Genomic DNA, 22,051 nt, shown 5'->3' with positions numbered 1-22,051 from the left:
TTTGTCGACCCGGGCGTTTCCGGTTCGACAAGCAGAGAAATAACCGAGGCGAGAGGAACAGAGCTTAATCAGCACTGCCGTCTTGATGTTCTGAATGGGAGGAAGAAATGGCCAACGACGCGTCGGCGCTGACAAGCGACAATCTGTATACAGACCCCTACCCCGTCTATGCGCGGCTGCGCAAGGAAGCACCGGTGGCCCTTTTTGAGGGGACCAATGAGTATTTCGTCACCCGCTACGACGATTGCCGTACGGTCGGCGCAAATGACAAGATCTTCGGCCCCTCAGGCGCTGCCGACCGACCCGAGGCTCGCGTCATGGGCATGCCGAACGTCTTGACGATGTCGGGCGAGGAGCACGCATGTCTGCGTCAAGGCATTGAAATCGATCTGACGGCGGAGCGCGTGCGTTCCTATGTCGACCGCCTGACGCGGCCCGTGGTGCAGCACTTCATCGACCAGATCAAGGACAGGGGCGAGGCAAACCTGACGACGGAACTCTTCGAGCCGATTTCCGTGCGCTGTATCGGCGACGTGATCGGGCTGACGGAAACCTCGAATGACAATCTGGTCGAGTGGTTCCACGCCATGGCGCTCGGCCTGCAGAATGTTTCCAACAACCAGGCCGTCTGGGATCGGCTCGACGCCGCGCTCGAGGACATCAGCAACCAGTTAGGCGCACTCTACGACGCGGCGCTGTCGAAACCGAACCACACACTGACGAGCCACGTCATGTATGGCGGCATGCCGGAAGGCAAAGTGCGCAGCCTGCAAGAGATCTCGCCAACGATGCGCGTCATCATTCTGGGGGGGCTGCAGGAACCTGGACATGCGGCGGCAAATGCCTGCGCCGGCCTGCTTTCGAACGCCGATCAGGCGAAAGTAATGGCGCAAGATCCGAGGGCACACGCGCTCAGGGCTTTCGATGAGGGCTTGCGCTGGATCGCGCCGATCGGGGTGACGCCGCGCGTCGCCGCCACCGATTTCGAGATTGCCGGTACAACGATTCCCGCCGGTTCCTCGGTGGCGATCGTCATGGGCTCGGCAAACCGCGACGAAGCACGTTTCGAACACGCGGATCAGTTCGACATGTTCCGGAAGAAGAAGCAGCACGTCTCGTTCGGCTTCCGCCCGCATTTCTGCTCGGGGCACTTCCTCTCACGCGCGATGGGCGAGATCGCACTTGAAGAGGCGTTCAAGCAGCTTCCCAACCTGCGCCTCGATACCGACAAAGAGGTGAAGGCCAAAGGCTGGCGCTTCCGGGGCGTCAACGTGCTTCCAGCAAGATGGGATGCGTGATGACTCTGATTATCGATTGTCACGGCCATTTCACAACCGAGCCGCAGAAACATCATGACTTCCGCAAGGCGCAGGTCGCTTATGCCGAAGGCAAGGCGCACGAAAGACCCGTCTACCCCGGCATTTCCGACGAGGAATTGTCGGTGATTGTCGAGGGCAATCAGTTGCGGCTCCAAAAGGAGCGTGGGTCGGACCTGACAATCATCAGTCCGCGCGCTTCCGGAATGGGTCATCATATTGGCAACGTCGATATCGCGACCGAATGGGCAACGATATCCAACGATTGCGTCAACCGCATCGTCGACCTGTTCCCGGAGAACTTTGCCGGTGTGTGCCAACTGCCGCAAACTGTCGACGGCGACCTTAAGCCGGTGATAGCGGAGCTGGAACGTCGCGTCGAGCAAGGCTTCGTCGGTTCCAACCTCAATCCTGACCCCTCAGGCGGGCGATGGAGTGCACCGCCGATCTATGATGAATGGTGGGACCCGATGTGGGAGGCCATGGCCGCGTTGGATGTCCCGGCGATGATCCATGTATCTGGCTCGTGCGAACGTTGCCTGCATACGACCGGTGCCCACTACATCAACGCCGATACGGCAGTCTTTATGCAGCTGATCCAGGGCGACCTGTTCGAACGCCATCCGACGCTGCGCCTGATCATCCCGCATGGCGGCGGCGCGGCGCCTTATCACTGGGGGCGCTATCGGGGCCTGTCGATCATGCTCGAGAAGCCCCCGCTTGGTCAGCATCTGATGAACAACCTGTTCTTTGACACCTGCGTCTACCACCAGGCCGGCATTGATACCCTGTTCCGGGTGGTCGACAAGAAGAACATTCTGTTCGGCTCCGAGCTGCTCGGTGCCGTGAAGGCTCTGGATCCGGAAACCGGGCACAGCTTCGACGACACCAAGCGCTACATCGACGCGTTGAACCTGAGCACGGAAGACAGGCACGCGATCTTCGAAGGCAATGTGCGGCGCGTTTATCCGTTGCTCGACAAAAAGCTCAAGGCACAGAACCGCTAGTTCATCGCCGACATAATGGAGGAATGTTCATGACGATCACAATTAAACTGGCAGGTGGCGCGCAAGGGTTCAACTGGCTACCGGTCTTCGTCGCCGAAGAGCAGGGGCTGTTCGAGAAGCGCGGGCTGAAGATTGAATATCTGCGCATGGGCAGCGTCGACAAGGCGACCACTGCAGTCCTGGAGGGCGAGGCAGATCTCGCGATCACACCACCTGAAGGCGCCGTTGCAAATTACGTCAAGGGCGGCGACCTGCGTGTGGTGGCATCAAACTCCAACCGCCTTCCCATGTCGATCGTGGCAAATGCTTCGATCAAATCGATCGCCGAGCTGAAGGGTAAGAAAATCGGCACCTCGTCGCTGACAGAGGGCACGGCGATCTACACCCAGTTGCTGCTTGCCCGCGAAGGGCTCAAATATCCCGGTGACTACGACTTCGTGCTGGCGGGCATCCACACAAAGCGCTGGGAAGCGTTGCAGGCTGGCGAGATCGATTGCGCGCCGCAGCCGGCGCCCTGGAATTTCGTGGCTGAACAGGCGGGCTACAACTCGATCGGCGAGGTCAATGACGTCATCCCGGAAATCCTGTTTGCCGCGCTCATCGGCAATAAGAGCTGGCTTGATGTGAACCGCGAAACGATCAGAAAGCTTCTGGAGGCGCTGGCCGAAGCCTATGTGATCACCAACGATCCCTCGATGGAGGAGGTCACGCTGCCAATCTTCCAGCGCATCACCGTACCGGACGAAGCAGATCTGGCTCGCCGCGGCCTACGCTACATGCGTGACATGGGCATGTGGCCTCAAGACCTCGCCATTCCTGACAAGGCCCTTGAGACAACCATCGATCTGATGGTTCGTGCAGGCCTGCTCGATGAAGGAAACCGGGCATCTGCCGCTGGCGTCTTTGACCACTCCTATCTCCAAAAGGCACTTGGGTGACGGTGTCGCCTGGCTCCCCGGGAACGGATTGCCGACAGTGCGGCAGAGTGCATCATGCTCCACATAACCGGACTCGTACCCGTGACCATGAGGACGATGGTTTCGCTCGGTCGCCTTGAGATCCCATCAGGGGTGGATAGCGGCCTGCACCGTGGCAGAGTGAGGTCGCTAGAAAACTCTCTGGAGGCCAATCATGCCGATGAAAGCAGATCAAACTCAAGCACACACCGCTACCCCCGTCGATCTTGGCGCAATTTTCGTCTCGTTGGAATTGAGCAAATCGACATGGCTCGTGACCGCGCTCTCTCCGGGAAGCGAAAAGATGTCTCGCCATACCGTGCCTGGTGGCGACATAGCCGGCTTGTTCTCGTGTTTCGCCGCTCTCCGACAGAAAGTGCAGCGGCGTAAGGACAGGCTTTATCCGCTGGTCGTGATCCAGGAGGCAGGACTTGATGGCTTCTGGCTGGGGCGCGTTCTCAGCAAGGAGGCCTGGATCGAGAGCCATATTGTAGAAGCTGCATCTATTTCCATGCCACGCCGCCATCGCCGGGCAAAGACGGATCGCATCGACGGCGAAACATTAATACGCGCTTTGATGGCCTGGAAACGCGGCGAGCCGCGTGCGTGCTCGATGGTCAAACTTCTCACCCCCGAAGAGGACGACAACCGTCGGCTCGGGCGAGAGCGGAAAACCCTGATCGCGGAACGCGTTTTCCACGTCAATCGCATCAAGGGGCTGCTCTTCACTCAAGGAATACGAGATTACGAGCCTTTACGTCGTGATCGCCGTCAGCGCCTGGACGAGCTCCGAACTGGAGATGGTCGAATGTTATCAGGACACCTCAAGGCCGAAATCTGCAGAGAACTCGATCGTCTCGAATTGTTGCTTACACAGATCAAGGCCGTGGAAGCGGAACGAGACGCGTCGATGTCTCACAATTCCACCAGCGCACCGGCAAGAGCGGCCGCGCTTTTAAGGGTCAGGGGAATTGGTCCGGAGTTCGCGACGATACTTTACACGGAAGGTTTGTTCAGACACTTCGACAATCGGCGGCAAGTCGCCTCCTACGCGGGTCTCGCTCCCTCCCCTTGGCAAAGCGGCAACGTCAATCGCGAACAAGGTGTCTCGAAAGCGGGAAATCCGCGCTTGCGAGCGACAATGGTCGAACTCGCCTGGCTATGGCTGCGTCATCAACCGAATTCGGCGCTAACATTATGGGGTTCTTCCTCACTTTGTGTGGTTCATCCGCTGTTAGTGGCGCTTCCGCTATGGGCGGGCATGCGAACGAAATCGAAATGGTCGCCTGGCCCAGGGGTCAAGATTCTGGGTGTCGCGCTCACCGTTGACGACGGGTGGGTTGTTTCCGCTGCCGGATCCGCGATCGGCATTTGCCCCGATTGTGGTCGGCGAAGCCGAAGTCGGCATGGCTGGTCCAACCGTCACCTCCAGGATCTACCAGTCCAGGGCAAGCCGGTGACAGTGAAGCTTCTGCTGAGCCGCTGGCGATGCTCATATCGCACATGTGAGCGACAAACGTTCACCGACCGGCTGCCGATGATCGCTGCTCCTTATGCGCGCCGGACGAGAAGGGTCGGGGAGATTCTTGGCCTGCTTGGCCACAGCACTGGCGGCCGTCCTGGCGAACGCTTGATGCAACGGCTCGGCATGCCGGTCAGCGACGACACCATCCTGCGGCAGTTGAAGCGCGATGCCACGGTCGCTCACCGCAACTCCGAGGTCCGGGTGGTCGGCATCGATGACTGGAGTTGGCGGCGGGCGACAAGCTATGGGACCATCATGATTGATCTCGAGCGCCGTTCGGTTGTCGACATTCTGGAAGATCGGAGCGTTGAGAGTGCGGCCAAGTGGCTGCGGAGCCATCCTTCGGTCGAAGTCGTCAGCCGGGACCGCTGCGGCCTCTATGCGCAGGCTGTTCGCGAGGGCGCACCGCAGGCGCGACAGGTTGCCGATCGATTTCACCTGGTCCAGAATCTTCGCTCGGCCATCGAAGAACAGATGAGCCTTTCTGGACGTGCCACCGGCAGGGCCATCCTGTCGGAGGACGCAATCGTCGACGCTGCGACACACCGCCGTCGCGCCCGCCTCGCGCATAGGCAATCTCGCCAGGAAATATTCGAGAAGCTCCATACCTTGCGCGAAGAGGGTCTGTCTTACAGCGAGATCGCCCGACGGACCGGCTATGAGCGTCGCAGCGTAGCGAAGTGGCTCAAGTTCAAGGCTCCGCCAGACAGGCGGCGAGCAGCACTAAATCCCACATCGCCATGGTATTTCGAAGCCTTCCTCGCCCAATGCTGGGAGGATGGGAACCGCTGCGGCCGGCACCTGTTTCATGACGTCAAGCAGCGCGGCTACACCGGCAGCTTCGCAAATCTGGAGCGCCTGCTGGGAGCCTGGCGGCGGTCGGAAAAGAAGCAGCCCAGTGATGTACCGCCAGTCGCGTTGAAGTTGGAGCCGGTTCGAGATCCAGAAACTGGTCATGCGATCTCGCCGGTGATTGCCGCAGCGCTTTGCATCAAGCCGCGAGGCCTGCTGACAGACCGGCAGGCAAGGAAGGTCGATGCCCTGAAGCACGGATCTGACGCGTTCGCCGAGATGCGACGCCTGGCAATGCGCTTCCACGGCATCCTCCGCGGCAAGAGATCGGCACCACTGGATGCGTGGATCGACGATGCGATCGACTCCGAACTCATTCCGATCATGCGGTTCGCCCGCGTCCTGCGCAGAGACATCGATGCCGTCAACAACGCCATTGAGCTGCCCTGGAGCAACGGACAGGCCGAAGGCCAGATCAACCGCCTCAAGACGCTGAAGCGCGCAATGTACGGTAGGGCAGGCCCTGAACTGCTGAGGGCACGCATGCTCCCTCCGCGCCACGCAAAGTGAGGAAGAACCCGTTTAAGTGCCAAACAACACCAGCCGGTCGTTGCACTGCCATGACTGGCGTTTTCTCGGTTTTCGCCTGCCCCTTGCGGCCGCGTCCCGGAGGCGGCTCATCAGGCCGCTTTCTCGGCCAGCCACCGAGATAGAAATGGTCAATCTCCACCGTGCCGTCGAGCATCTTTTCGCGCGCCACCATGAGACGGAGTGCATGTCCGATCCGCCAGGCCGTCGGTTGGCTTACCCCAAGCGTCTCGGCCAACCGCACCGACGACAAACCCTTATCCGACTGCAACAGCAGCCACATCGCTTTCAACCAGACTAATGCTGGTCGCGTGGATATATTGTTTCGGGCGACCAAGAGGGCGGGGCTGGCGCAGCAGATGCGGCTAAACAGTATCTGGTCGCGGGCTACGTCGGCGTTTCGAGACGTTTCCGCGCAGGAACGCCATCTCTTCGTCCTGGATTGAGTTATCGGCACTGACTATCGCACGCCACATCCGATTTCCGAAGCGCAGCGACAGCCGACGCGTACCCTCCTGGTCGCCCGAACCAATCTCCACCCTTCCAACGATCAAGCCGAGCGCCATGTATCGGTGAAACTCATGCTCGGACAGTCCGAACCGATCGGCCAGTTCGGCGGCTTTGAGGGTGAAATCGCCATTCGCCTGTGATGAGACAAACATGGGGCCTATGATACCGCCTTTCTGCGTTCAGTTTCTGCAATTCCGTCAGGATCTGGCCGAATCCTTCAACATCAACCAACACTGGAGCTCCCGCCTGAGCTGTGGGTGCCGCTTGCGACCGGATGACGGGACGCATCGGCAGGAATGGATACTGGCAGCTCGTCCGCGCGCCCGACATGCTTGGCATAGTCGGAGATCGGACGGGGGCGGCCCACCAGGTAGCCCTGCGCACGTATTGCGGCGCGATCAGCTTGACCTCATGGCCCTGCGCCATCAATTCGCGCGCCCAATGATGGGCGCTGCCACATGCCTCTACGACGACAATAGCGGCGGGATGACTTCCCATGAACCGCAGAAACTGGCCGCGCGACAGCTTCTTGCGAAACAGCACCTCGCCCGTCATCGATGCGCCGTGGAGCTGGAAAACATTTTTTGCCAGATCAACCCCGATCATTGTATCTTTCATTACCGTCCTCTCCGCTGTGTGACCTCTAAAGATCACAACTCTGGCACACTGCGATGCCGTCTGGGGAGGGCGGCAACCCCATCTTGTTCCGACCCCTTCCTGCCGCAGTAGTGGCAGAACCCCGAAATGCGCAGGAACGCTACCGCCGGTCTCAACAAGAGCGAGGCCCAGAATACCCTGGCGAGAGCGCTATTCTTCAACCGCCTCGGAGAACTGCGCGATAGGACCTTCGAGAGCCAGTTCTACCGGGCGTCCGGGCTGAACCTGCTCATCAACGCCATCGTCTATTGGAACTCACTCTATCTCGAACCGGCTTTCGCCGCGCTCAACCGCGAAGGTGTCGCCACCCCGCCGGACGTGATCAAACACATCACCCCGCTCGGGTGGCAGCATATCAGCCTCACCGGCGATTATATCTGGACCCCGTCAGACAACCGCGAACTCAGGCCGCTGCGGCGCGAAACATCCATCCTCGCCGCATGATCGCCATATGTTCTCAAAAGTCGGACAAATCACCACTTTCGTGGCGTGACGCCCTATTGCCAAATGTTGATCGTCGCAAGCGTCCGCATCAGGTGGTTGGAAACCAGCTCCTCGGCGCGCTTGCCGTTGCGGTCGGCAATTGCGTCGACAATCGACTTGAGGTCCTTGTAGGACTGCTGTTTCACCGGGCTAGGCGCTGGCTTGTCGGTGTCGTGACCGTCAAACAGCACGGCGCGGCGGTCGTCCAGGATCGAGGCCATGATCTGCTCGAGGAACTTGTTCTTGGTCGAGGCGAACATTTGCCGGTGCAGCGCGTAGATGCTTTCCTTGAAATCTTCCCAGGTGGGGGCGCCAAGGATCATTTCGAGGATGCGGCGCATCTCGACGATCTCGTGCTCCTGCACCCGGCTGACGACGAGGTGCATCATTGCCGGCTCGAACAAGAGGCGCCCCTCGACGATCTCGGCGAAGGACGGCACGGCCTCGTGGCTTGCGGCGTTGGTCTGGTCCATGCGCCCGAATACGTCGTGCGCATCGTCAGTGAGGAAGGTGCCGCTGCCGACGCGGCGGCGCACCAGGCCCTGCCGCTCCATCATCGCCAGCGCGCTGCGCACCGCCGTGCGGCTGGTGTTGAGCTGCTGGGCGAGCTCGCGCTCGTTGGGGAGCTTGGCACCCGGCACCATCAGCCCGTCCTTGATACTGCGCAGCAGCGACCGGTAGACCAGCGACGGGGTCGCCCGGTCGTTGGTGCTGATGGCGGTCAGTTGCGGCAATGCGGCAGTCATGGTCATCAATGCAGATCCTCGAGGTGGTCGGCAATGAGCCGATTCGGCCCACCATTGTCAATCATTCGCGCCCAATCTGGTGCGTAGAACAGGCAGAGGCTCGCTCCATGCAAGGCCGGGCAGGGCGAGCAACTTGCGGTAATCGGCAAACCCAGCGCGCCGGTCATGCCGGCCACCCCGGCGACCCGCGCCGGATCGAGGTCCGCGACGCCGATCAGCTCGGCGGCTGGATGATCCGCATGGACCCGGGCGTGCCGGACGCCGAAAAAGCCGAGGCCGATAACGCTGACTCTCAGCGGTTCGATCACGGCCGCCGCTCCGGAATGGTCCAGAAGCGGAAGTTGGCAATGAACGTGGCGAGTTCGCTTGTGACAGCGTCGAAGAAGGCCTTTCCCGCCTCTGGACTGGCGAGCGCCGGATCGCCAAGGGTGCCGGTGGGCGAAAGGTCGCCGAAGTCGTGGTAGAGGCGGATGGCCTGTGCACCAAGCAGGTCGGTGGTGAGGTAGCGCGAGCCCGGATCGGGGTAGGTGGTCTCGGCAAGGTCGATCTTCACCAGCTCGGGCCGGAGGTGCTGGACCATCGAGGTCTCGAACTCGCAGGCGTGGCCCATGCCGCCGGTTTCCGACTTGCGCAGTTTTGCGATCGCCTCGCGCGCGAGGGCAAAGTAGGTGAGCGCGGCGATCCGGGCGGCACCGTAATGGGTGTGGCCGAGCGTTGAGGCCAGCACGTCGATCACGCCGTTATTGCCACCGTGCCCATTGACGATGAGGATGCGGCGGAAGCCGTGCGTTACCACCGAGGCGATCACGTCCTCGACCACGGCGATCAGCGTTTCGGGGCGCAGCGTTGTCGAGCCGGGGAAGCGCATGTGGTGGGCTGAGAATCCATACCAGGGTGGCGGCATGACGATTGTGTCGCCCGCCGTTTCCGCCGCCGCCAGAGACACCGCCTGGGCCAGCAGCGTATCGGTGCCGAGCGGCATGTGGTTGCCGTGCTGCTCGACGGAGCCGAGCGGCAGAATGACCACCGTCGCGGCACGGTCCAGCGCGCCGATTTCGGGCGAGGTCATTTCCTCCCAGCGCATCATCGCACCGTGAAGGTTGCGGTTTTGAGGTCGCACATGGCGGTCAGCGCGTGTCTGCCGCCCACGCGCCCAATGCCGCTGTCCTTGCCCGAAACGCCACCGAACGGGATGTGCAGCTCCCAATAGTTCGAGGTGTCGTTGATGTTGACGATCCCGGTCGGCATTTCCTCGACATAGCGGAAGGCACGGTCGATATCCTGGGTGAAAACCGAGGACACCAGGCCGTATCGGTTGTCGCGGGCGATCTCTAACGCCTCCTCATCGCTGTCGAAGACGAGCAGTGGCGCCACCGGTCCAAAGGTTTCTTCGGTGTTGATGATCGCGTCGCGGGTGACGCCGGTCAGTATGGTGGGCTCGAAGTAGAGGGGGCTGAGGGCGCCTTCCGGGTGCTCGCCACCGGCGATCGCCCTAGCGCCGCGGGACACGGCATCGCCGACGTGCTCGGCCACTTTCCGTGCGACGCCCTCATTGTTGAGCGGGCCCATGGTGACACCCTCCTTGCGCGGATCGCCGAGGACGACCGCGCGCGCCGCGGCGGCCATGCGTCCGGCAAAGGCGTCATAGACCTCGCGTTGGACGAGGATGCGCTCGGACGAGGAACAGACCTGGCCGGCATTGAGGAACGAACCCGACGCGGTCGCCGCCGCGGCGCGATCGAGGTCGGCATCCTCGAGGATCACGACGGGACCGTTGCCGCCAAGCTCCATGAGCTGCGGCTTGCCTGCGGCGCGCTGACTGATGATCTTGCCGGTCGCCGCACTGCCGGTAAAGCCCACGGCGTTGGTGCCGGGATTGGAGACGATCTCGTCGCCGACGACATCGCCGGCACCGGTGACGAGGTTGAGGATTCCGGGCGGCAGGTCAGCGTCCTCGATGGCTTTCACCAGCGCCACGGCGACGAGCGAGGTGGTCGGCGCCGGCGTCCAGACGATGGTGTTGCCCGCCGCGAGTCCGGGCGCGATGTATTCGACCGGAATGTTGACCGGAAAATTCCACGGCGTCACCACGGCGTAGACGCCGCGCGGCTGGTAGAAGGTCATCACCCTTTTGGTCGGGTCCTCGGTCGGGATGGTGCTCCCCTCGAGATATTTCACCAGGTCAGCCGCGAGGTTGAACCCGTCGACCGACTTGCCGACCTCGAAATACGCCTCCGCGTAGGGCTTGCCCTGCTCAAGCGTCAGCAGCCGCGCCAGTTCCTCGTGCCTTGCGGTGATGGCGTCGCCGATCCGGCGCATCGCCCTGGCGCGGTCCCAGGTCGAGACCTTGCGCCAGCCCGGCTGGGCCGCACGCGCCGCGGCGATGGCATCGACCGCCGCCTGCCGCGAGCTCCAGCACAGCAGCCCGATGGCGCTTTCGTCGATCGGGGAATGCTGCGGCCTGGTCTCGCCCAGCGGATCGCTGCGCCAGTGCCCGCCGATGAAATTGGTTTCGCCGTTATGCGCCATCCCGCGACCTGTTCTACGAAGATAGTTGCAATTGATCTCAAGTGGTCCGTATAATTCAACCAATGAGCAGGAGTGTCAACGAGAATTGGGGCACCCCCGCCGGTCGGTACAGTCAGTCAACGAACCGGCCGCTAAGAGACAGAGAGGATGGACCCAAAATGCAAATCAGGAAACTCCTGGCCGCCGCGGCCGTGGCTTCAGGCCTCGCCGCGCAGCCCGCGCTGGCGCAGGATCTTACGCTCGAATTCGTCGTCTGGAACTATTCGCTCGAGACCATCCAGGACAACATCCGCCTCTTCGAGGAGGCCAATCCCGGAATCAAGGTCAAAGTCACCGACTATGCGTGGCCCGACTATCAGGACAGCCTGATCCTGCGCATCCGCGGCAACACGCCGACCGATGTTGTCTATGGTGGTCAGGATTGGTTGCCGGCATGGGGTGCGGCCGGTTTTATCGCCCCGCTGGACGCGGTGGCGCCCGCCGGCGCGGTCGAGGAACTTGCCGCCGATATCGCCGGCTTTGCGCTCACCGATGTGACCTATGACGGCAAGGTCTACGGCCTGCCGTACTACTCGGACACCATCAGCTTCCTCTACAACAAGAAGATCCTCGAGGATGCCGGCATTGCCGTGCCCACGACCTGGGAGGAGGTGACGGCGGCCGCCGAACAGCTCAAGGCCGGCGGCATGGATAAGCCGATCATCTACGAATACAACCAGGAGCTGCCGAACTTCCTAGATGCCTTCGTTGCGCAGTCCTATGGCCGCGGCGCGGAACTGTTCGACGCCGAGCTGAACCCGCTGTTCGCCGATCCCGAGAATGGCGCCTACAAGCAGCTGCAGTGGATCGCCGACGCCTATGCCAAGGGCCTCGTGCAGTCGGACAACCATGAAGTGACGATCATCACGGCGATGAATACCGGCAAGCACGCCTTCACCATCGTCTTTACCTATGTGCTCGCTGCCCTCAACGACGCCGCGACCCAGCCGCTCGCCGGCCAGTTTGCGCTCGCGCCGATGCCGGGAGACACGCATTCAACCCTCGGCTTTGCCAAGTCCTACGTTGTTACCGCCAAGACGGCTGCGGATCCGGCCCGCGCCGAGGCGGCGTGGAAGTTCGTCAACTTCATGGCCGGCAAGCCCTATACGGTCGCCAAGCGTTGGGCGGTCGAAAAAGGTCTCGGCTTCGCGCAGCTGCCGCTGTTCGAAGACCAGGACGTGATCACCGCCTGGAGCAAATGGGCCGATGTCGCCGCCCTCGGCAAGCAGGCTTCGATCGCCAAGGCCGGCACCTATACCGAGTTCTCCTCGGTCTGGTCGGCATACTTCCGGCCGCTACTGGCCCAGGCGATGGTCGGCGAGGCCCCGGTCGATCGGGTGATGAAGGACGGCGCGCAGCGCTGGACTGAACTCAAGGAGAAGTTCGCGAGCAGGTAAGCTTCCTCCCGAAGCCGGCGGATGGCGACTAGTCGCTGTCCGCCATCATAGTCACCCGAAGCCTCGCGGGACGCCCGATCATGTGGACCATCAATCGCTTTCCGGGCCTGTGGCTGCTGCCGGCGCTGTTGCCCGTCATCCTGATGACGGTCTACCCGATCGGTCACGCACTCTGGACGTCGCTGCACGAGGTGATGATCCTGTTCCCCGGCGAGCCCTTCGTCGGTCTGAGGAATTACGAGCGCGTCGTTGCCAGCAACTATTTCCAGGATGCGCTGCGGAACTCGCTGGTCTTTACGCTCTTCGCCGCGCCGTCTGTGGTGATCCTCGGCACGCTGATCGCACTCTTCCTGCAGCGGCGCTTCTTCGGCTCGCAGGTGGTTCGCTCCATCGTGCTGCTGCCCTGGGTGCTGCCGGGCGCGATCTCGGCGGTGCTGTGGGTCTGGGTGTTCCACCCGAGCTTCGGCATCCTCAACGGCATCATGCGCGATCTCGGCCTGATCGAGGGCTCGATCCTCTGGCTCACTAACCCGCGTACCGCGCTGATGGCGGTGACCTTCGCCCATGTATGGACGCAAATCCCATTCGCCGTCGTTTTGATGATGGCGGCGCTCTCGACCATCAATTCCGAGACGCTCGAAGCGGCGGCCATCGACTGCCGCAATCCGCTGAAGCGGTTCCGCTACATCATCTTCCCCGAGATCAAGGCGATGATCGTGGTGCTGCTAGTCTATAACGCGCTGACCGCGTTCACCAGCTACGACCTGGTCTACGCCATGACCGGCGGCGGCCCGGGGACGGCGACGACGCTTTTGAGCTTCCAGATCTGGCGGGAGAGTTTTTCGATGTACGACTTCGGCGCCGGCTCGGCGGTCGCTTTCATCGTCGTCGTCATCTCCGCGGTGCTGATCGTCGCCATCACCCGGGCGCTGCCCTCAGACCTGTTCGCGAGCGATTGAGATGGCTGGTCGGCTGCATCCCATCCTGACCGTAGCCTTCGCCGCGCTGATCCTGCTGTTCACCGGCGGGCCGGTACTGCTCTCGCTCTATGGCAGCCTGGTGCCCGATCGCGTCCTACTCAGCCCCGACAAGTCGATCCTCACCGAAGGCCCGAACTTCGAGACCTACCGCTACGTCTTTACCGGGCAGTTGCCAGATAGCTACCAGCAGGAAAGCGCCAACCGCGCGATGATCTCGGACGCCGCGCGGCAGGTGCCGCGGGCGCTGGTCAATTCCTCGATCAATGCGCTTGCCGCGATGGTGCTGAACCTCATCCTCGGCGCGCCGGCGGCCTTCGTCTTTGCCCTTTACGTCTTCCCCGGCAAGAAGATCAGCTTCATGTACCTGATCTTGTCGCCGCTGGTGCCGGCCGTGGCGCTGGTGACGCCGATCTACATGATGCTGCAGTTTTTGGGGCTGGTCGGCACCCAGATCGGTATCATCCTGGTCCACACCGCCAAGGCGCTGCCGTTCACTGTGCTGATCCTGTCGGTGTTCTTCCGCAAAATCCCGGCCGAGATCTTCGAGGCTGCCGTTCTCGATCACTGCAGCCGCTTTCAGACCTTCTGGCGCGTCGCGCTGCCGCTGGCGCTGCCGTCGGTCGGCGCCACGGGGCTGTTTGCCTTCATGATCTCCTACTCGGAGTACATGTTCGCGATGATCCTTTCCGGCGACACCCGGACGCGGCCTGTCTCGGTCGTCATGGCGGCGCTGGCACGCAACACCGATGTGAGTTGGAGCCTGCTCAACACCGGTATCTTCATCGCCATCGTGCCGACGCTGGTGCTGGTCGTCCTCGTCTGGCGCTTTGTCGTCGAAGGCCTGCTCAGCGGCGCCGTCAAGGGGTAGCGAGATGACCGACTTCGCCGGTGACGAGATCCATCATCCATTGAAGAGCCGCCCCAAGGGCGCGCGCCAGCATGTGACCGCCGGCCCCTACTCACTGGTGCTCGAGGTCGACGCGCGGCGCCTCGTCGTCATCTCCGGCCAGGTCGCCGTCGATCTCGAAGGCCACGTCATCGGCGACAGCATCGAAAAGCAGACGATTGCGATGCTGCGCAATTGCGCAGGCCACCTGGCGAGCGCCGGGCGCATGCTGAGCGATGGGGTCAAGGTCAACATCCACTTTGTCGACCTCGGCCACTGGGCGCGCTTTAACGCCGTCTACGAGGGGGCAATGCCCGAGCCGCTGCCGGTGCGCACGCGCGGTGCAGGCGATCCTCTTGCCGGGGTATCTGGTCGAGATCGAAATGTGGGCCGTCAGGGCGAAGGGTTAGGCGCGTGGCATCCGTAGACCTCAGGAATATCGTCAAGAGCTTCGGCAAGGTCGAGGCTGTGCGCGATGTCTCGCTTTCCATCGCCGACAAGGAACTAGTCGTCTTCGTCGGCCCCTCCGGCTGCGGCAAGTCCACGCTGCTGCGCCTGATCGCCGGGCTCGAGGGCATCACCTCGGGAGAATTGCTGATCGGCGGCAGGCCGATGAGCAGGGTGGCGGCCGCCGACCGCGGCATCGCCATGGTGTTCCAGTCCTATGCGCTCTACCCGCATATGAGCGTCGCCGAGAACATGGGCTTTGCACTCAAGATGATCGGGGTGAGCAAGGCCGAGGTCGACCGCAAGGTGCGCGACGCGGCGAACATCCTGCAGATCGGCGAACTGCTCGAGCGCAAGCCGCGTCAACTGTCCGGTGGACAGCGCCAGCGCGTCGCCATCGGCCGCGCCATCACGCGATCGCCGGACGTCTTCTTGTTCGACGAGCCGCTCTCGAACCTCGACGCCGACCTCCGCGCCCAGATGCGCGTCGAGATCGCCCGGCTCCACGACGAGCTCAGGACGACGATGATCTACGTGACCCACGACCAGGTCGAGGCGATGACGTTGGCCGACCGGATCGTTATCCTCAACAATGGGCAGGTGGAGCAGGAAGGGCCGCCGCTGGAACTGTACGAGAAGCCGGCGAACCGGTTCGTCGCCGGCTTCCTCGGCCAACCCAAGATGAACTTCCTTCTCGCGATCGCCGCGCCGGGCAATGGACCGATCGACTTCCGGCTCGGTGCGGACGGACCGGTGATCGCCTCCCGGCCGGCCTCGGGGGCCATCGCCGCGGGCGACCGCGTCGAACTCGGCATCCGGCCCGACGCCATTTCGCTCGTCGACAGCGGGGGCTTGGCGGCGGGCGTCGTTTTGGTCGAGCGCTTGGGCGGGTCGAGCCTGCTGCACGCGCGCGTCCCGGGCCTCCGCGATCTCCTGACCGTGGAACTGCCAGGCACGTACCGAGCGGAAGCGGGCAGCACGGTGCGGCTCGGCATCGCAGCGGATCGCGTCCACGTCTTCGACGCCTCCGGCCGGACGATTGGATGAGGGGAGGTCGGAGTGGTCCGGACCGCAGGATGGGTAGACAGAGCCTGCGGCGGCTGCCTAGCCGAGGATTTCGCCTCAAAACGGAAGTTTCTGATGACCGTTTGAAGCCCTTCGCGAGGTCCTTTAGACAAACGAAAACGCTTCAATTTTGGTGACTGTGTGGCCCGTCGCAATCACTTCTCACGAAAGGCCGATGCACAGGGCCGTATCAGACGGAGGACAGTTATTCATCGCTTTTCGCACCCGCTCCAAGCCGACAACAGTTCGGCCTTCCGTGTCACCAAATCGCCTCTCGCGAACAGGGTCGCGGCTTCAAGCAGATTTTGCACGGGCTGATCAAGTGCGCGGAGACGATCTAGGACTTCACTATCGTATGCGAGAACGAAAATGGCGTCTTGCAAATTGCGATGCAGCGCCTCTTTAAACTCTGATGCAGTGATCGGATCGATGTTCTTCACGGCCGTTTCGATCACGCCTAAATGGGGCCGGAACAAGAACTGCTCGAAATCATACGGTAGACGTGAACGAATGATGAATCTCAGGCTGCTTGCGCTATTGCCGTTGAAGTTCGCAGCGGTCTGAAGCCGCTGTCGGCGAAGCTTGGCGGTTCGTCCCATGTGTAGATGCCGGTCAAATTGATGTGTTCCCAACTCAACGGCGAAACATGCTTGAGCATGTCATTGGGAATGATGCGGCGTTTCTGACGCAGATGCTGCACGGCTCGGCTGAGGTAAACGGTGTTCCAGTGGACGATTGCGCTGACGACGAGATTGAGGCCGGACGCCCGAAACGCCTGACTTTCAAACGAACGATCACGAATTTCGCCACGCTCGTGAAAAAAGACAGCGCGCTTGAGTTTGTGCGCAGCCTCACCCTTGTTCAATCCCGCTTGACAACGCCGCCGTAAAGCCGGGCTTGAATACCAGCGAAAACCACGTCGAGCGAAAGCTCGGTCCCGTCAGACCGCACGGCTGCCGGCGACTTTATTTCCGCGCCTCGGGTGTCGTTCGACAATCCCCTCCCCCTCCCTCCCCGCTTGCTGGCACAGCTCTGTCTGCTCATCTCGCTTGACTTACCTCGTTATGATAGCGTGTGGACTTGCCCATCTGGAATCAGGGTCTGTCATTGCTCAACCTTATGAATCGCTCAATATCGATCGCGTTCGCTCCTGTGTTTCTCAGTGCGCCCGCTTTAGCGATCGAGCTCGGACTGCCGGCGCAATGCGAGCTCGGCAAAACATGCTTTGTGCAGCAATATCCCGACATGGCAGCAGGCGATGCGGTGGCCGATCCGCTATGCGGCACCCTGACCTACGACGGCCATTCGGGGACGGATCTGCGCATCCTTTCGATGAAGGATATGGAAACTGGATATGCTGTCGTCGCGGTTGGCGACGGCAAAGTCCTTCGGGTTCGCGACCAAGAGCCAGATTATCTGATTGAAACCGAAAGCGACCGGGCGAGCGTTGCGGGAAGGGAATGCGGCAACGGTTTGGTCATGCAGCTTCAGGACGGCTATGAAGTCCAGTACTGCCACCTGCGAAAGGGCAGTCTGGCTGTCAAACCGGGAGACGTTGTCCGAACAGGTGACCGGCTCGGCGAGGTTGGCGCCTCCGGCCTTGCTCAGTTTCCCCACGTCCACATCACGGTCTCCCGGCACGGCGACCCTCTCGACCCACTGACGGGTCGAAAACTTTCGGAGGGCTGCACATCGACATTCCGTCCAGATGAATCGCTGTTTGCACCGGAGATTGTTGCAAAACTCGAGCCGACAAAACCGGATATTCTTGCGTTGGGGGTGGCTGGAAGGCCGGTCGCTTACGACGCACTCGTCCGTGAAGGGCCACCGCCGGTCGTCTCGACCAACGACAGCGTGTTTGTTACGTGGGCGTGGTTTGCAAATCTCAAAAAAGGCACTGCGATCAGGTTCATCCTAAGGGATGCGAAAGGTGGGACGCTTGTCGATCACACAAGCGAGCCGCTCGACCGGAACAAGGCCGCATATGCTGCCCATGCCGGTAGAAAGCGAACCCTGCCTCAGGGTCAATACCAGGTTGAAGTTTCCGTGACGCTGGACGGTACGCTCCTCAGAAAGGCAGTTTCAGAGGTCGCTGTTCGGTAAAGATTTCGCTTGCGGACGGCACTCGCGTTCATTGACTCTGTAGCGAGATTGAACGGTGTTGCGGATAACCACACGGCGTGATGCAGCCCTCCACAGGATAGCCGGTTGATCGGCCGGGATGCGGTGTTTGCCCCGCGCCAGGGGATGCTTGGGAGCGCCTGACTGTGTCGTCCCCCAGCACCAGAGGTCGGGATACGGTGCTTCACCTGACTGGATTGCCTCCACAACGTGATCCACCCAATCGATATCCCAAGCGATGGCGCCCCAGCAGACAAAGACCTTGCTTGCGGCCTTCGCCTTTGCCACGACATGCGCAAGATTGACGAAACGCATATCGTCCCGCACAGCCCACGCCCCATGATCGGCCGTCGCCACGATGCGGCGGCACTCCGCAGGGCTCGACGTGCAGAACGGATAGAGGTTCACCGCGTCATAGCCGCCGAACCCGCCAGCTTCGAACCATCTGTTCCACCAGATCGACGTCGGGTCATCCTTCAAGGCGTTTGCGTCTGAAGGATTGCACCCAATCACCAGCGCGCGCGGGCCCGGGCCGAAGGTCCGGCTGAGGGTGAGCCGGTTCTTGCTGTGGAACTCCGCATCTCGCCGAATGCCTTCGCCGTATCGATCGCTCATGCCTCAATCCTCCGGCGCTCGACCTCGATCTTGCGACCGTTTCTGTCCGACATTTGAGAACATAGGGTGATCACGTCGGGCGGGCTGCGGAAACCACTACGTTGCGTGTTCTCCTGGTGAGTTTCGGTCGCCGCCCGCTGCCTCGGGTCGAGGCCGACGTCGCTGCCAAAATGCCGTGTCCCACCGCGCGGCGGCGGCGTAGTGGGCAGCAAGCGCGGGGATGTAGTCGGCAAGGCCTTGCGAGGCGATCATGGCGTAGCGCATGCGGGCGAGTTCACCACGTCCATCGATCATGTCCGATGCTGCGTAGGCGGCAAGGATGCCCGAGCGCAGCGCATGCACGATGCCGCGTGACGACAGCGGATCGGCGCAGAACAGGCTGTCACCCGCGGCGACCCAGCGCTCACCCGCGGCCGGATTGATCGTGGCCGTTCCCGCGGATTTCACCGACATCGCGGTTTCACGCGCGCCTTGAGGCAGGAGCGGGGCGATGAATTGTGTCGTCGCCAGTGCGCGGTGCCACGATTTCGGATCGCGCAGTTCGCTTCCGAGATCCGGATCAGTGAGGCACGCGACCACCCGACGCTGGTCGGGCAAGTCGGCGCTGTGCCACCAGCCCTCGGGACGTGCCTCGATAACCATTCGGCAATCGCCCGGCACGCCATCGAAAAAGCGGGTATAGGCCGCAAGGTGCCCGTGCACCCGCAGCTTCGCGCCGAAGGATCGCGCCAGCTTCCAGCAGCGGCCGGTCGCCCAGATAACCGCGCCGGCGGTGATGTCGCCATCTGTCAGTTCGAGCCGCCAGCCGTCGCCCTCACGCACAGCCGAACGCACGGGCGTGCCAAGCCGCACCTGTGCGCCCGCTGCCGCTGCTGATTGCATCAGCAGCCGATCGAACCGTGCCCGATCGAGTTGCCATCCAGCGCCCTGTGCGGAGAATATGCTGGGTCGCTCGTCGGGTATTTCGTCAGCCCAGGATGAAATCACCGCGCGGCCTTCCACAAACGTGGCGGCCAGGAATGGCGCCCATACGCCGAGTGTCGTTTTGCATTTAATCGCAAGACTCTGCCTGCAAGAATTTCAATAAGATAGCGCGGCAGTTAATTTGAGACTGGGCACTTAATGTGAGATTTTGGTTTGGATTTCCGCACTTAATGTGAGAACCGCCGCTGTGAATAAAATGACTGTCTTCGGTGGATATCATCAGCAAATCGCAAAATATCACAAAGGGTTATTGCCGCATCTGAAGGCGTTAAGCGCCGAAAATCGCCTTAAAGAATCTCACGTTAAGTGCCCTAGCTCGCTGGAACGGCCGAATTCTTACGATTAAGGGTTCTTCCTCACTTTGCGTGGCGCGGAGGGAGCATGCGTGCCCTCAGCAGTTCAGGGCCTGCCCTACCGTACATTGCGCGCTTCAGCGTCTTGAGGCGGTTGATCTGGCCTTCGGCCTGTCCGTTGCTCCAGGGCAGCTCAATGGCGTTGTTGACGGCATCGATGTCTCTGCGCAGGACGCGGGCGAACCGCATGATCGGAATGAGTTCGGAGTCGATCGCATCGTCGATCCACGCATCCAGTGGTGCCGATCTCTTGCCGCGGAGGATGCCGTGGAAGCGCATCGCCAGGCGTCGCATCTCGGCGAACGCGTCAGATCCGTGCTTCAGGGCATCGACCTTCCTTGCCTGCCGGTCTGTCAGCAGGCCTCGCGGCTTGATGCAAAGCGCTGCGGCAATCACCGGCGAGATCGCATGACCAGTTTCTGGATCTCGAACCGGCTCCAACTTCAACGCGACTGGCGGTACATCACTGGGCTGCTTCTTTTCCGACCGCCGCCAGGCTCCCAGCAGGCGCTCCAGATTTGCGAAGCTGCCGGTGTAGCCGCGCTGCTTGACGTCATGAAACAGGTGCCGGCCGCAGCGGTTCCCATCCTCCCAGCATTGGGCGAGGAAGGCTTCGAAATACCATGGCGATGTGGGATTTAGTGCTGCTCGCCGCCTGTCTGGCGGAGCCTTGAACTTGAGCCACTTCGCTACGCTGCGACGCTCATAGCCGATCCGTCGGGCGATCTCGCTGTAAGACAGACCCTCTTCGCGCAAGGTATGGAGCTTCTCGAATATTTCCTGGCGAGATTGCCTATGCGCGAGGCGGGCGCGACGGCGGTGTGTCGCAGCGTCGACGATTGCGTCGTCCGACAGGATGGCCCTGCCGGTGGCACGTCCAGAAAGGCTCATCTGTTCTTCGATGGCCGAGCGAAGATTCTGGAGCAGGTGAAATCGATCGGCAACCTGTCGCGCCTTCGGTGCGCCCTCGCGAACAGCCTGCGCATAGAGGCCGCAGCGGTCCCGGCTGACGACTTCGACCGAAGGATGGCTCCGCAGCCACTTGGCCGCACTCTCAACGCTCCGATCTTCCAGAATGTCGACAACCGAGCGGCGCTCGAGATCAATCATGATGGTCCCATAGCTTGTCGCCCTCCGCCAACTCCAGTCATCGATGCCGACCACCCGGACCTCGGAGTTGCGGTGAGCGACCGTGGCATCGCGTTTCAACTGCCGCAGGATGGTGTCGTCGCTGACCGGCATGCCGAGCCGTTGCATCAAGCGTTCGCCAGGACGGCCGCCAGTGCTGTGGCCAAGCAGGCCAAGAATCTCCCCGACCCTTCTCGTCCGGCGCGCATAAGGAGCAGCGATCATTGGCAGCCGGTCGGTGAACGTTTGTCGCTCACATTTGCGATATGAGCATCGCCAGCGGCTCAGCAGAAGCTTCACTGTCACCGGCTTGCCCTGGACTGGTAGATCCTGGAGGTGACGGTTGGACCAGCCATGCCGACTTCGGCTTCGCCGACCACAATCGGGGCAAATGCCGATCGCGCAACCCACCCGTCGTCAACGGTGAGCGCGACACCCAGAATCTTGACCCCTGGGCCAGGCGACCATTTCGATTTCGTTCGCATGCCCGCCCATAGCGGAAGCGCCACTAACAGCGGATGAACCACACAAAGTGAGGAAGAACCCCTAAACCGTACGACCTCACGGCTCGTCAGCTTGCAGCTTATTGGCGTCAAATAGCTGCTTTTCAAATGGCATGGAAGGTATTGGTCACAGGCTTCCGTCCAAATCACCACCGCGATTCCAGGCGAGCCATTATGCGATCCATTTAGCACATGACGCGAACGCCATCGTGCATTGGAACACCGTCTATCTCAGCCGTGCCACTGAGCATCTGCGCCAGCGCGGCAGGAACATTGCCGACGAGCTGCTCGAGCACGTGTCCCCGCACAGTGGGGAGCACGTCAACCTCACCGGCATCCATTCCTGGGATGCCGAGCAGCAGATGCCTGAAGGCTTCAGAGCATTGCGACTTCCCGGCAGACGTCTCAAAGGTGCATGATGTTC

At 61.6% G+C, this 22,051-nt stretch carries 18 protein-coding genes and 7 pseudogenes; 13 read left to right on the top strand and 12 right to left on the bottom strand.

Annotation, left to right across the window (positions count from 1 at the left end; genetic code table 11):
• Positions 1 to 107: 107 nt before the first annotated feature.
• The 5 genes and pseudogenes from ACSQ3F_RS22095 to ACSQ3F_RS22075 all read left to right on the top strand — a co-directional run bounded on the left by ACSQ3F_RS22095 (position 108) and on the right by ACSQ3F_RS22075 (position 6,166).
• On the top strand, positions 108 to 1,298 hold the full coding sequence (locus ACSQ3F_RS22095; protein WP_436102394.1) for a cytochrome P450: 1,191 nt from the start codon (positions 108 to 110) through the stop codon (positions 1,296 to 1,298).
• Positions 1,298 to 2,323 (top strand): amidohydrolase family protein, encoded by a 1,026-nt coding sequence (locus ACSQ3F_RS22090; protein ID WP_436102393.1) that lies wholly within the window; start codon positions 1,298 to 1,300, stop codon positions 2,321 to 2,323. The genes ACSQ3F_RS22095 and ACSQ3F_RS22090 overlap by 1 nt, the downstream gene beginning before the upstream one ends.
• 29 nt (positions 2,324 to 2,352) lie before the next feature.
• The gene (locus tag ACSQ3F_RS22085) at positions 2,353 to 3,261 is read left to right on the top strand and encodes an ABC transporter substrate-binding protein (protein WP_436102392.1); all 909 of its coding nucleotides are present in this window, start codon (positions 2,353 to 2,355) and stop codon (positions 3,259 to 3,261) included.
• A 193-nt stretch (positions 3,262 to 3,454) separates the two neighbouring features.
• Positions 3,455 to 4,480: pseudogene (locus ACSQ3F_RS22080) on the top strand (IS110 family transposase); the annotation flags it as partial.
• Between the two features lie 60 nt (positions 4,481 to 4,540).
• Positions 4,541 to 6,166 carry an ISL3 family transposase gene (locus tag ACSQ3F_RS22075; RefSeq protein ID WP_436102823.1) on the top strand — a complete coding sequence of 542 codons (1,626 nt, stop codon included), beginning with the start codon at positions 4,541 to 4,543 and terminating at the stop codon, positions 6,164 to 6,166.
• Between the two features lie 25 nt (positions 6,167 to 6,191).
• On the opposite strand, the pseudogene ACSQ3F_RS22070 reads toward ACSQ3F_RS22075, so the two are convergent.
• The 3 genes and pseudogenes from ACSQ3F_RS22070 to ACSQ3F_RS22060 all read right to left on the bottom strand — a co-directional run.
• Positions 6,192 to 6,491, bottom strand: a pseudogene (locus ACSQ3F_RS22070) (IS1595 family transposase); the annotation flags it as partial.
• 58 nt (positions 6,492 to 6,549) lie between these two features.
• Positions 6,550 to 6,846, bottom strand: a complete 297-nt coding sequence (locus ACSQ3F_RS22065) for a DUF6522 family protein (protein WP_436102391.1) — start codon at positions 6,844 to 6,846, stop codon at positions 6,550 to 6,552.
• A 226-nt stretch (positions 6,847 to 7,072) separates the two neighbouring features.
• Positions 7,073 to 7,312, bottom strand: a pseudogene (locus tag ACSQ3F_RS22060) (IS110 family transposase); the annotation flags it as partial.
• A gap of 114 nt (positions 7,313 to 7,426) precedes the next feature.
• On the opposite strand from ACSQ3F_RS22060, the pseudogene ACSQ3F_RS22055 reads away from it, so the two are divergent.
• Positions 7,427 to 7,795: pseudogene (locus ACSQ3F_RS22055) on the top strand (Tn3 family transposase); the annotation flags it as partial.
• A gap of 53 nt (positions 7,796 to 7,848) precedes the next feature.
• Here the strand turns inward: ACSQ3F_RS22055 and ACSQ3F_RS22050 are convergent.
• Genes ACSQ3F_RS22050 through ACSQ3F_RS22035 form a run of 4 tightly spaced genes read right to left on the bottom strand, consistent with a single transcriptional unit; the run spans position 7,849 to position 11,109 of the window.
• Positions 7,849 to 8,586, bottom strand: a complete 738-nt coding sequence (locus ACSQ3F_RS22050) for a FadR/GntR family transcriptional regulator (RefSeq protein WP_436102390.1) — start codon at positions 8,584 to 8,586, stop codon at positions 7,849 to 7,851.
• Entirely contained in the window at positions 8,586 to 8,888 is a 303-nt protein-coding gene (locus ACSQ3F_RS22045; protein WP_436102389.1) for a hypothetical protein, read from the bottom strand. Before ACSQ3F_RS22045 ends, ACSQ3F_RS22050 begins: the two co-directional genes overlap by 1 nt.
• Entirely contained in the window at positions 8,885 to 9,664 is a 780-nt protein-coding gene (locus tag ACSQ3F_RS22040) for a creatininase family protein (RefSeq protein ID WP_436102388.1), read from the bottom strand. The genes ACSQ3F_RS22045 and ACSQ3F_RS22040 overlap by 4 nt, the downstream gene beginning before the upstream one ends.
• Complete coding sequence (locus ACSQ3F_RS22035) at positions 9,664 to 11,109, bottom strand: aldehyde dehydrogenase family protein (RefSeq protein ID WP_436102387.1); 1,446 nt, start codon at positions 11,107 to 11,109, stop codon at positions 9,664 to 9,666. The genes ACSQ3F_RS22040 and ACSQ3F_RS22035 overlap by 1 nt, the downstream gene beginning before the upstream one ends.
• Before the next feature lie 158 nt (positions 11,110 to 11,267).
• On the opposite strand from ACSQ3F_RS22035, the gene ACSQ3F_RS22030 reads away from it, so the two are divergent.
• The 5 genes from ACSQ3F_RS22030 (at position 11,268) to ACSQ3F_RS22010 (ending at position 15,905) form a co-directional block, all read left to right on the top strand.
• Positions 11,268 to 12,545 carry an extracellular solute-binding protein gene (locus tag ACSQ3F_RS22030; RefSeq protein WP_436102386.1) on the top strand — a complete coding sequence of 426 codons (1,278 nt, stop codon included), beginning with the start codon at positions 11,268 to 11,270 and terminating at the stop codon, positions 12,543 to 12,545.
• A gap of 80 nt (positions 12,546 to 12,625) precedes the next feature.
• The gene (locus tag ACSQ3F_RS22025; RefSeq protein WP_436102385.1) at positions 12,626 to 13,504 is read left to right on the top strand and encodes a carbohydrate ABC transporter permease; all 879 of its coding nucleotides are present in this window, start codon (positions 12,626 to 12,628) and stop codon (positions 13,502 to 13,504) included.
• 1 nt (position 13,505) lies between these two features.
• Positions 13,506 to 14,393, top strand: a complete 888-nt coding sequence (locus tag ACSQ3F_RS22020; RefSeq protein ID WP_436102384.1) for a carbohydrate ABC transporter permease — start codon at positions 13,506 to 13,508, stop codon at positions 14,391 to 14,393.
• A gap of 4 nt (positions 14,394 to 14,397) precedes the next feature.
• Positions 14,398 to 14,838 carry a RidA family protein gene (locus tag ACSQ3F_RS22015; RefSeq protein WP_436102383.1) on the top strand — a complete coding sequence of 147 codons (441 nt, stop codon included), beginning with the start codon at positions 14,398 to 14,400 and terminating at the stop codon, positions 14,836 to 14,838.
• On the top strand, positions 14,826 to 15,905 hold the full coding sequence (locus ACSQ3F_RS22010; protein WP_436102382.1) for an ABC transporter ATP-binding protein: 1,080 nt from the start codon (positions 14,826 to 14,828) through the stop codon (positions 15,903 to 15,905). Before ACSQ3F_RS22015 ends, ACSQ3F_RS22010 begins: the two co-directional genes overlap by 13 nt.
• Positions 15,906 to 16,132: 227 nt before the next feature.
• On the opposite strand, the gene ACSQ3F_RS22005 is transcribed toward ACSQ3F_RS22010, so the two are convergent.
• Both ACSQ3F_RS22005 and ACSQ3F_RS22000 read right to left on the bottom strand, forming a co-directional pair.
• Positions 16,133 to 16,363 carry a hypothetical protein gene (locus ACSQ3F_RS22005; protein WP_436102381.1) on the bottom strand — a complete coding sequence of 77 codons (231 nt, stop codon included), beginning with the start codon at positions 16,361 to 16,363 and terminating at the stop codon, positions 16,133 to 16,135.
• 80 nt (positions 16,364 to 16,443) lie between these two features.
• Positions 16,444 to 16,830: pseudogene (locus ACSQ3F_RS22000) on the bottom strand (Tn3 family transposase); the annotation flags it as partial.
• Between the two features lie 167 nt (positions 16,831 to 16,997).
• Between ACSQ3F_RS22000 and ACSQ3F_RS21995 the strand changes: the two are divergent.
• The gene (locus ACSQ3F_RS21995; protein ID WP_436102380.1) at positions 16,998 to 18,026 is read left to right on the top strand and encodes a M23 family metallopeptidase; all 1,029 of its coding nucleotides are present in this window, start codon (positions 16,998 to 17,000) and stop codon (positions 18,024 to 18,026) included.
• Here ACSQ3F_RS21995 and ACSQ3F_RS21990 read toward each other — a convergent pair.
• From ACSQ3F_RS21990 to ACSQ3F_RS21980, 3 genes and pseudogenes are all read right to left on the bottom strand, one after another.
• On the bottom strand, positions 18,006 to 18,659 hold the full coding sequence (locus tag ACSQ3F_RS21990) for a DUF1643 domain-containing protein (protein ID WP_436102379.1): 654 nt from the start codon (positions 18,657 to 18,659) through the stop codon (positions 18,006 to 18,008). The two genes, ACSQ3F_RS21995 and ACSQ3F_RS21990, sit on opposite strands and share 21 nt — an antisense overlap.
• Before the next feature lie 96 nt (positions 18,660 to 18,755).
• Entirely contained in the window at positions 18,756 to 19,646 is an 891-nt protein-coding gene (locus tag ACSQ3F_RS21985) for an NAD(P)/FAD-dependent oxidoreductase (protein WP_436102378.1), read from the bottom strand.
• 353 nt (positions 19,647 to 19,999) lie between these two features.
• Positions 20,000 to 21,609 (bottom strand): annotated as a pseudogene (locus ACSQ3F_RS21980) (ISL3 family transposase).
• Between the two features lie 218 nt (positions 21,610 to 21,827).
• Here ACSQ3F_RS21980 and ACSQ3F_RS21975 point away from each other — a divergent pair.
• A pseudogene (locus tag ACSQ3F_RS21975) lies at positions 21,828 to 22,046 on the top strand (Tn3 family transposase); the annotation flags it as partial.
• Positions 22,047 to 22,051: the final 5 nt, after the last annotated feature.

Source organism: Pararhizobium sp. LjRoot238 (assembly GCF_964252955.1).
Classification (GTDB): domain Bacteria; phylum Pseudomonadota; class Alphaproteobacteria; order Rhizobiales; family Rhizobiaceae; genus Pararhizobium.
The sequence above is the reverse complement of the archived record's forward strand: the minus strand, read 5'-3'. Positions and strand labels throughout refer to the sequence as shown.

What these genes read in the sequence shown, in the direction of transcription:
- ACSQ3F_RS22095 (WP_436102394.1), top strand. Translation starts at nt 108, where the DNA reads ATGGCCAACGACGCGTCGGCGCTGACAAGCGACAATCTGTATACAGAC.
- ACSQ3F_RS22090 (WP_436102393.1), top strand. Translation starts at nt 1,298, where the DNA reads ATGACTCTGATTATCGATTGTCACGGCCATTTCACAACCGAGCCGCAG.
- ACSQ3F_RS22085 (WP_436102392.1), top strand. Translation starts at nt 2,353, where the DNA reads ATGACGATCACAATTAAACTGGCAGGTGGCGCGCAAGGGTTCAACTGG.
- ACSQ3F_RS22075 (WP_436102823.1), top strand. Translation starts at nt 4,541, where the DNA reads ATGCGAACGAAATCGAAATGGTCGCCTGGCCCAGGGGTCAAGATTCTG.
- ACSQ3F_RS22065 (WP_436102391.1), bottom strand. Translation starts at nt 6,846, where the DNA reads ATGTTTGTCTCATCACAGGCGAATGGCGATTTCACCCTCAAAGCCGCC.
- ACSQ3F_RS22050 (WP_436102390.1), bottom strand. Translation starts at nt 8,586, where the DNA reads ATGACCATGACTGCCGCATTGCCGCAACTGACCGCCATCAGCACCAAC.
- ACSQ3F_RS22040 (WP_436102388.1), bottom strand. Translation starts at nt 9,664, where the DNA reads ATGCGCTGGGAGGAAATGACCTCGCCCGAAATCGGCGCGCTGGACCGT.
- ACSQ3F_RS22035 (WP_436102387.1), bottom strand. Translation starts at nt 11,109, where the DNA reads ATGGCGCATAACGGCGAAACCAATTTCATCGGCGGGCACTGGCGCAGC.
- ACSQ3F_RS22030 (WP_436102386.1), top strand. Translation starts at nt 11,268, where the DNA reads ATGCAAATCAGGAAACTCCTGGCCGCCGCGGCCGTGGCTTCAGGCCTC.
- ACSQ3F_RS22025 (WP_436102385.1), top strand. Translation starts at nt 12,626, where the DNA reads ATGTGGACCATCAATCGCTTTCCGGGCCTGTGGCTGCTGCCGGCGCTG.
- ACSQ3F_RS22020 (WP_436102384.1), top strand. Translation starts at nt 13,506, where the DNA reads ATGGCTGGTCGGCTGCATCCCATCCTGACCGTAGCCTTCGCCGCGCTG.
- ACSQ3F_RS22015 (WP_436102383.1), top strand. Translation starts at nt 14,398, where the DNA reads ATGACCGACTTCGCCGGTGACGAGATCCATCATCCATTGAAGAGCCGC.
- ACSQ3F_RS21990 (WP_436102379.1), bottom strand. Translation starts at nt 18,659, where the DNA reads ATGAGCGATCGATACGGCGAAGGCATTCGGCGAGATGCGGAGTTCCAC.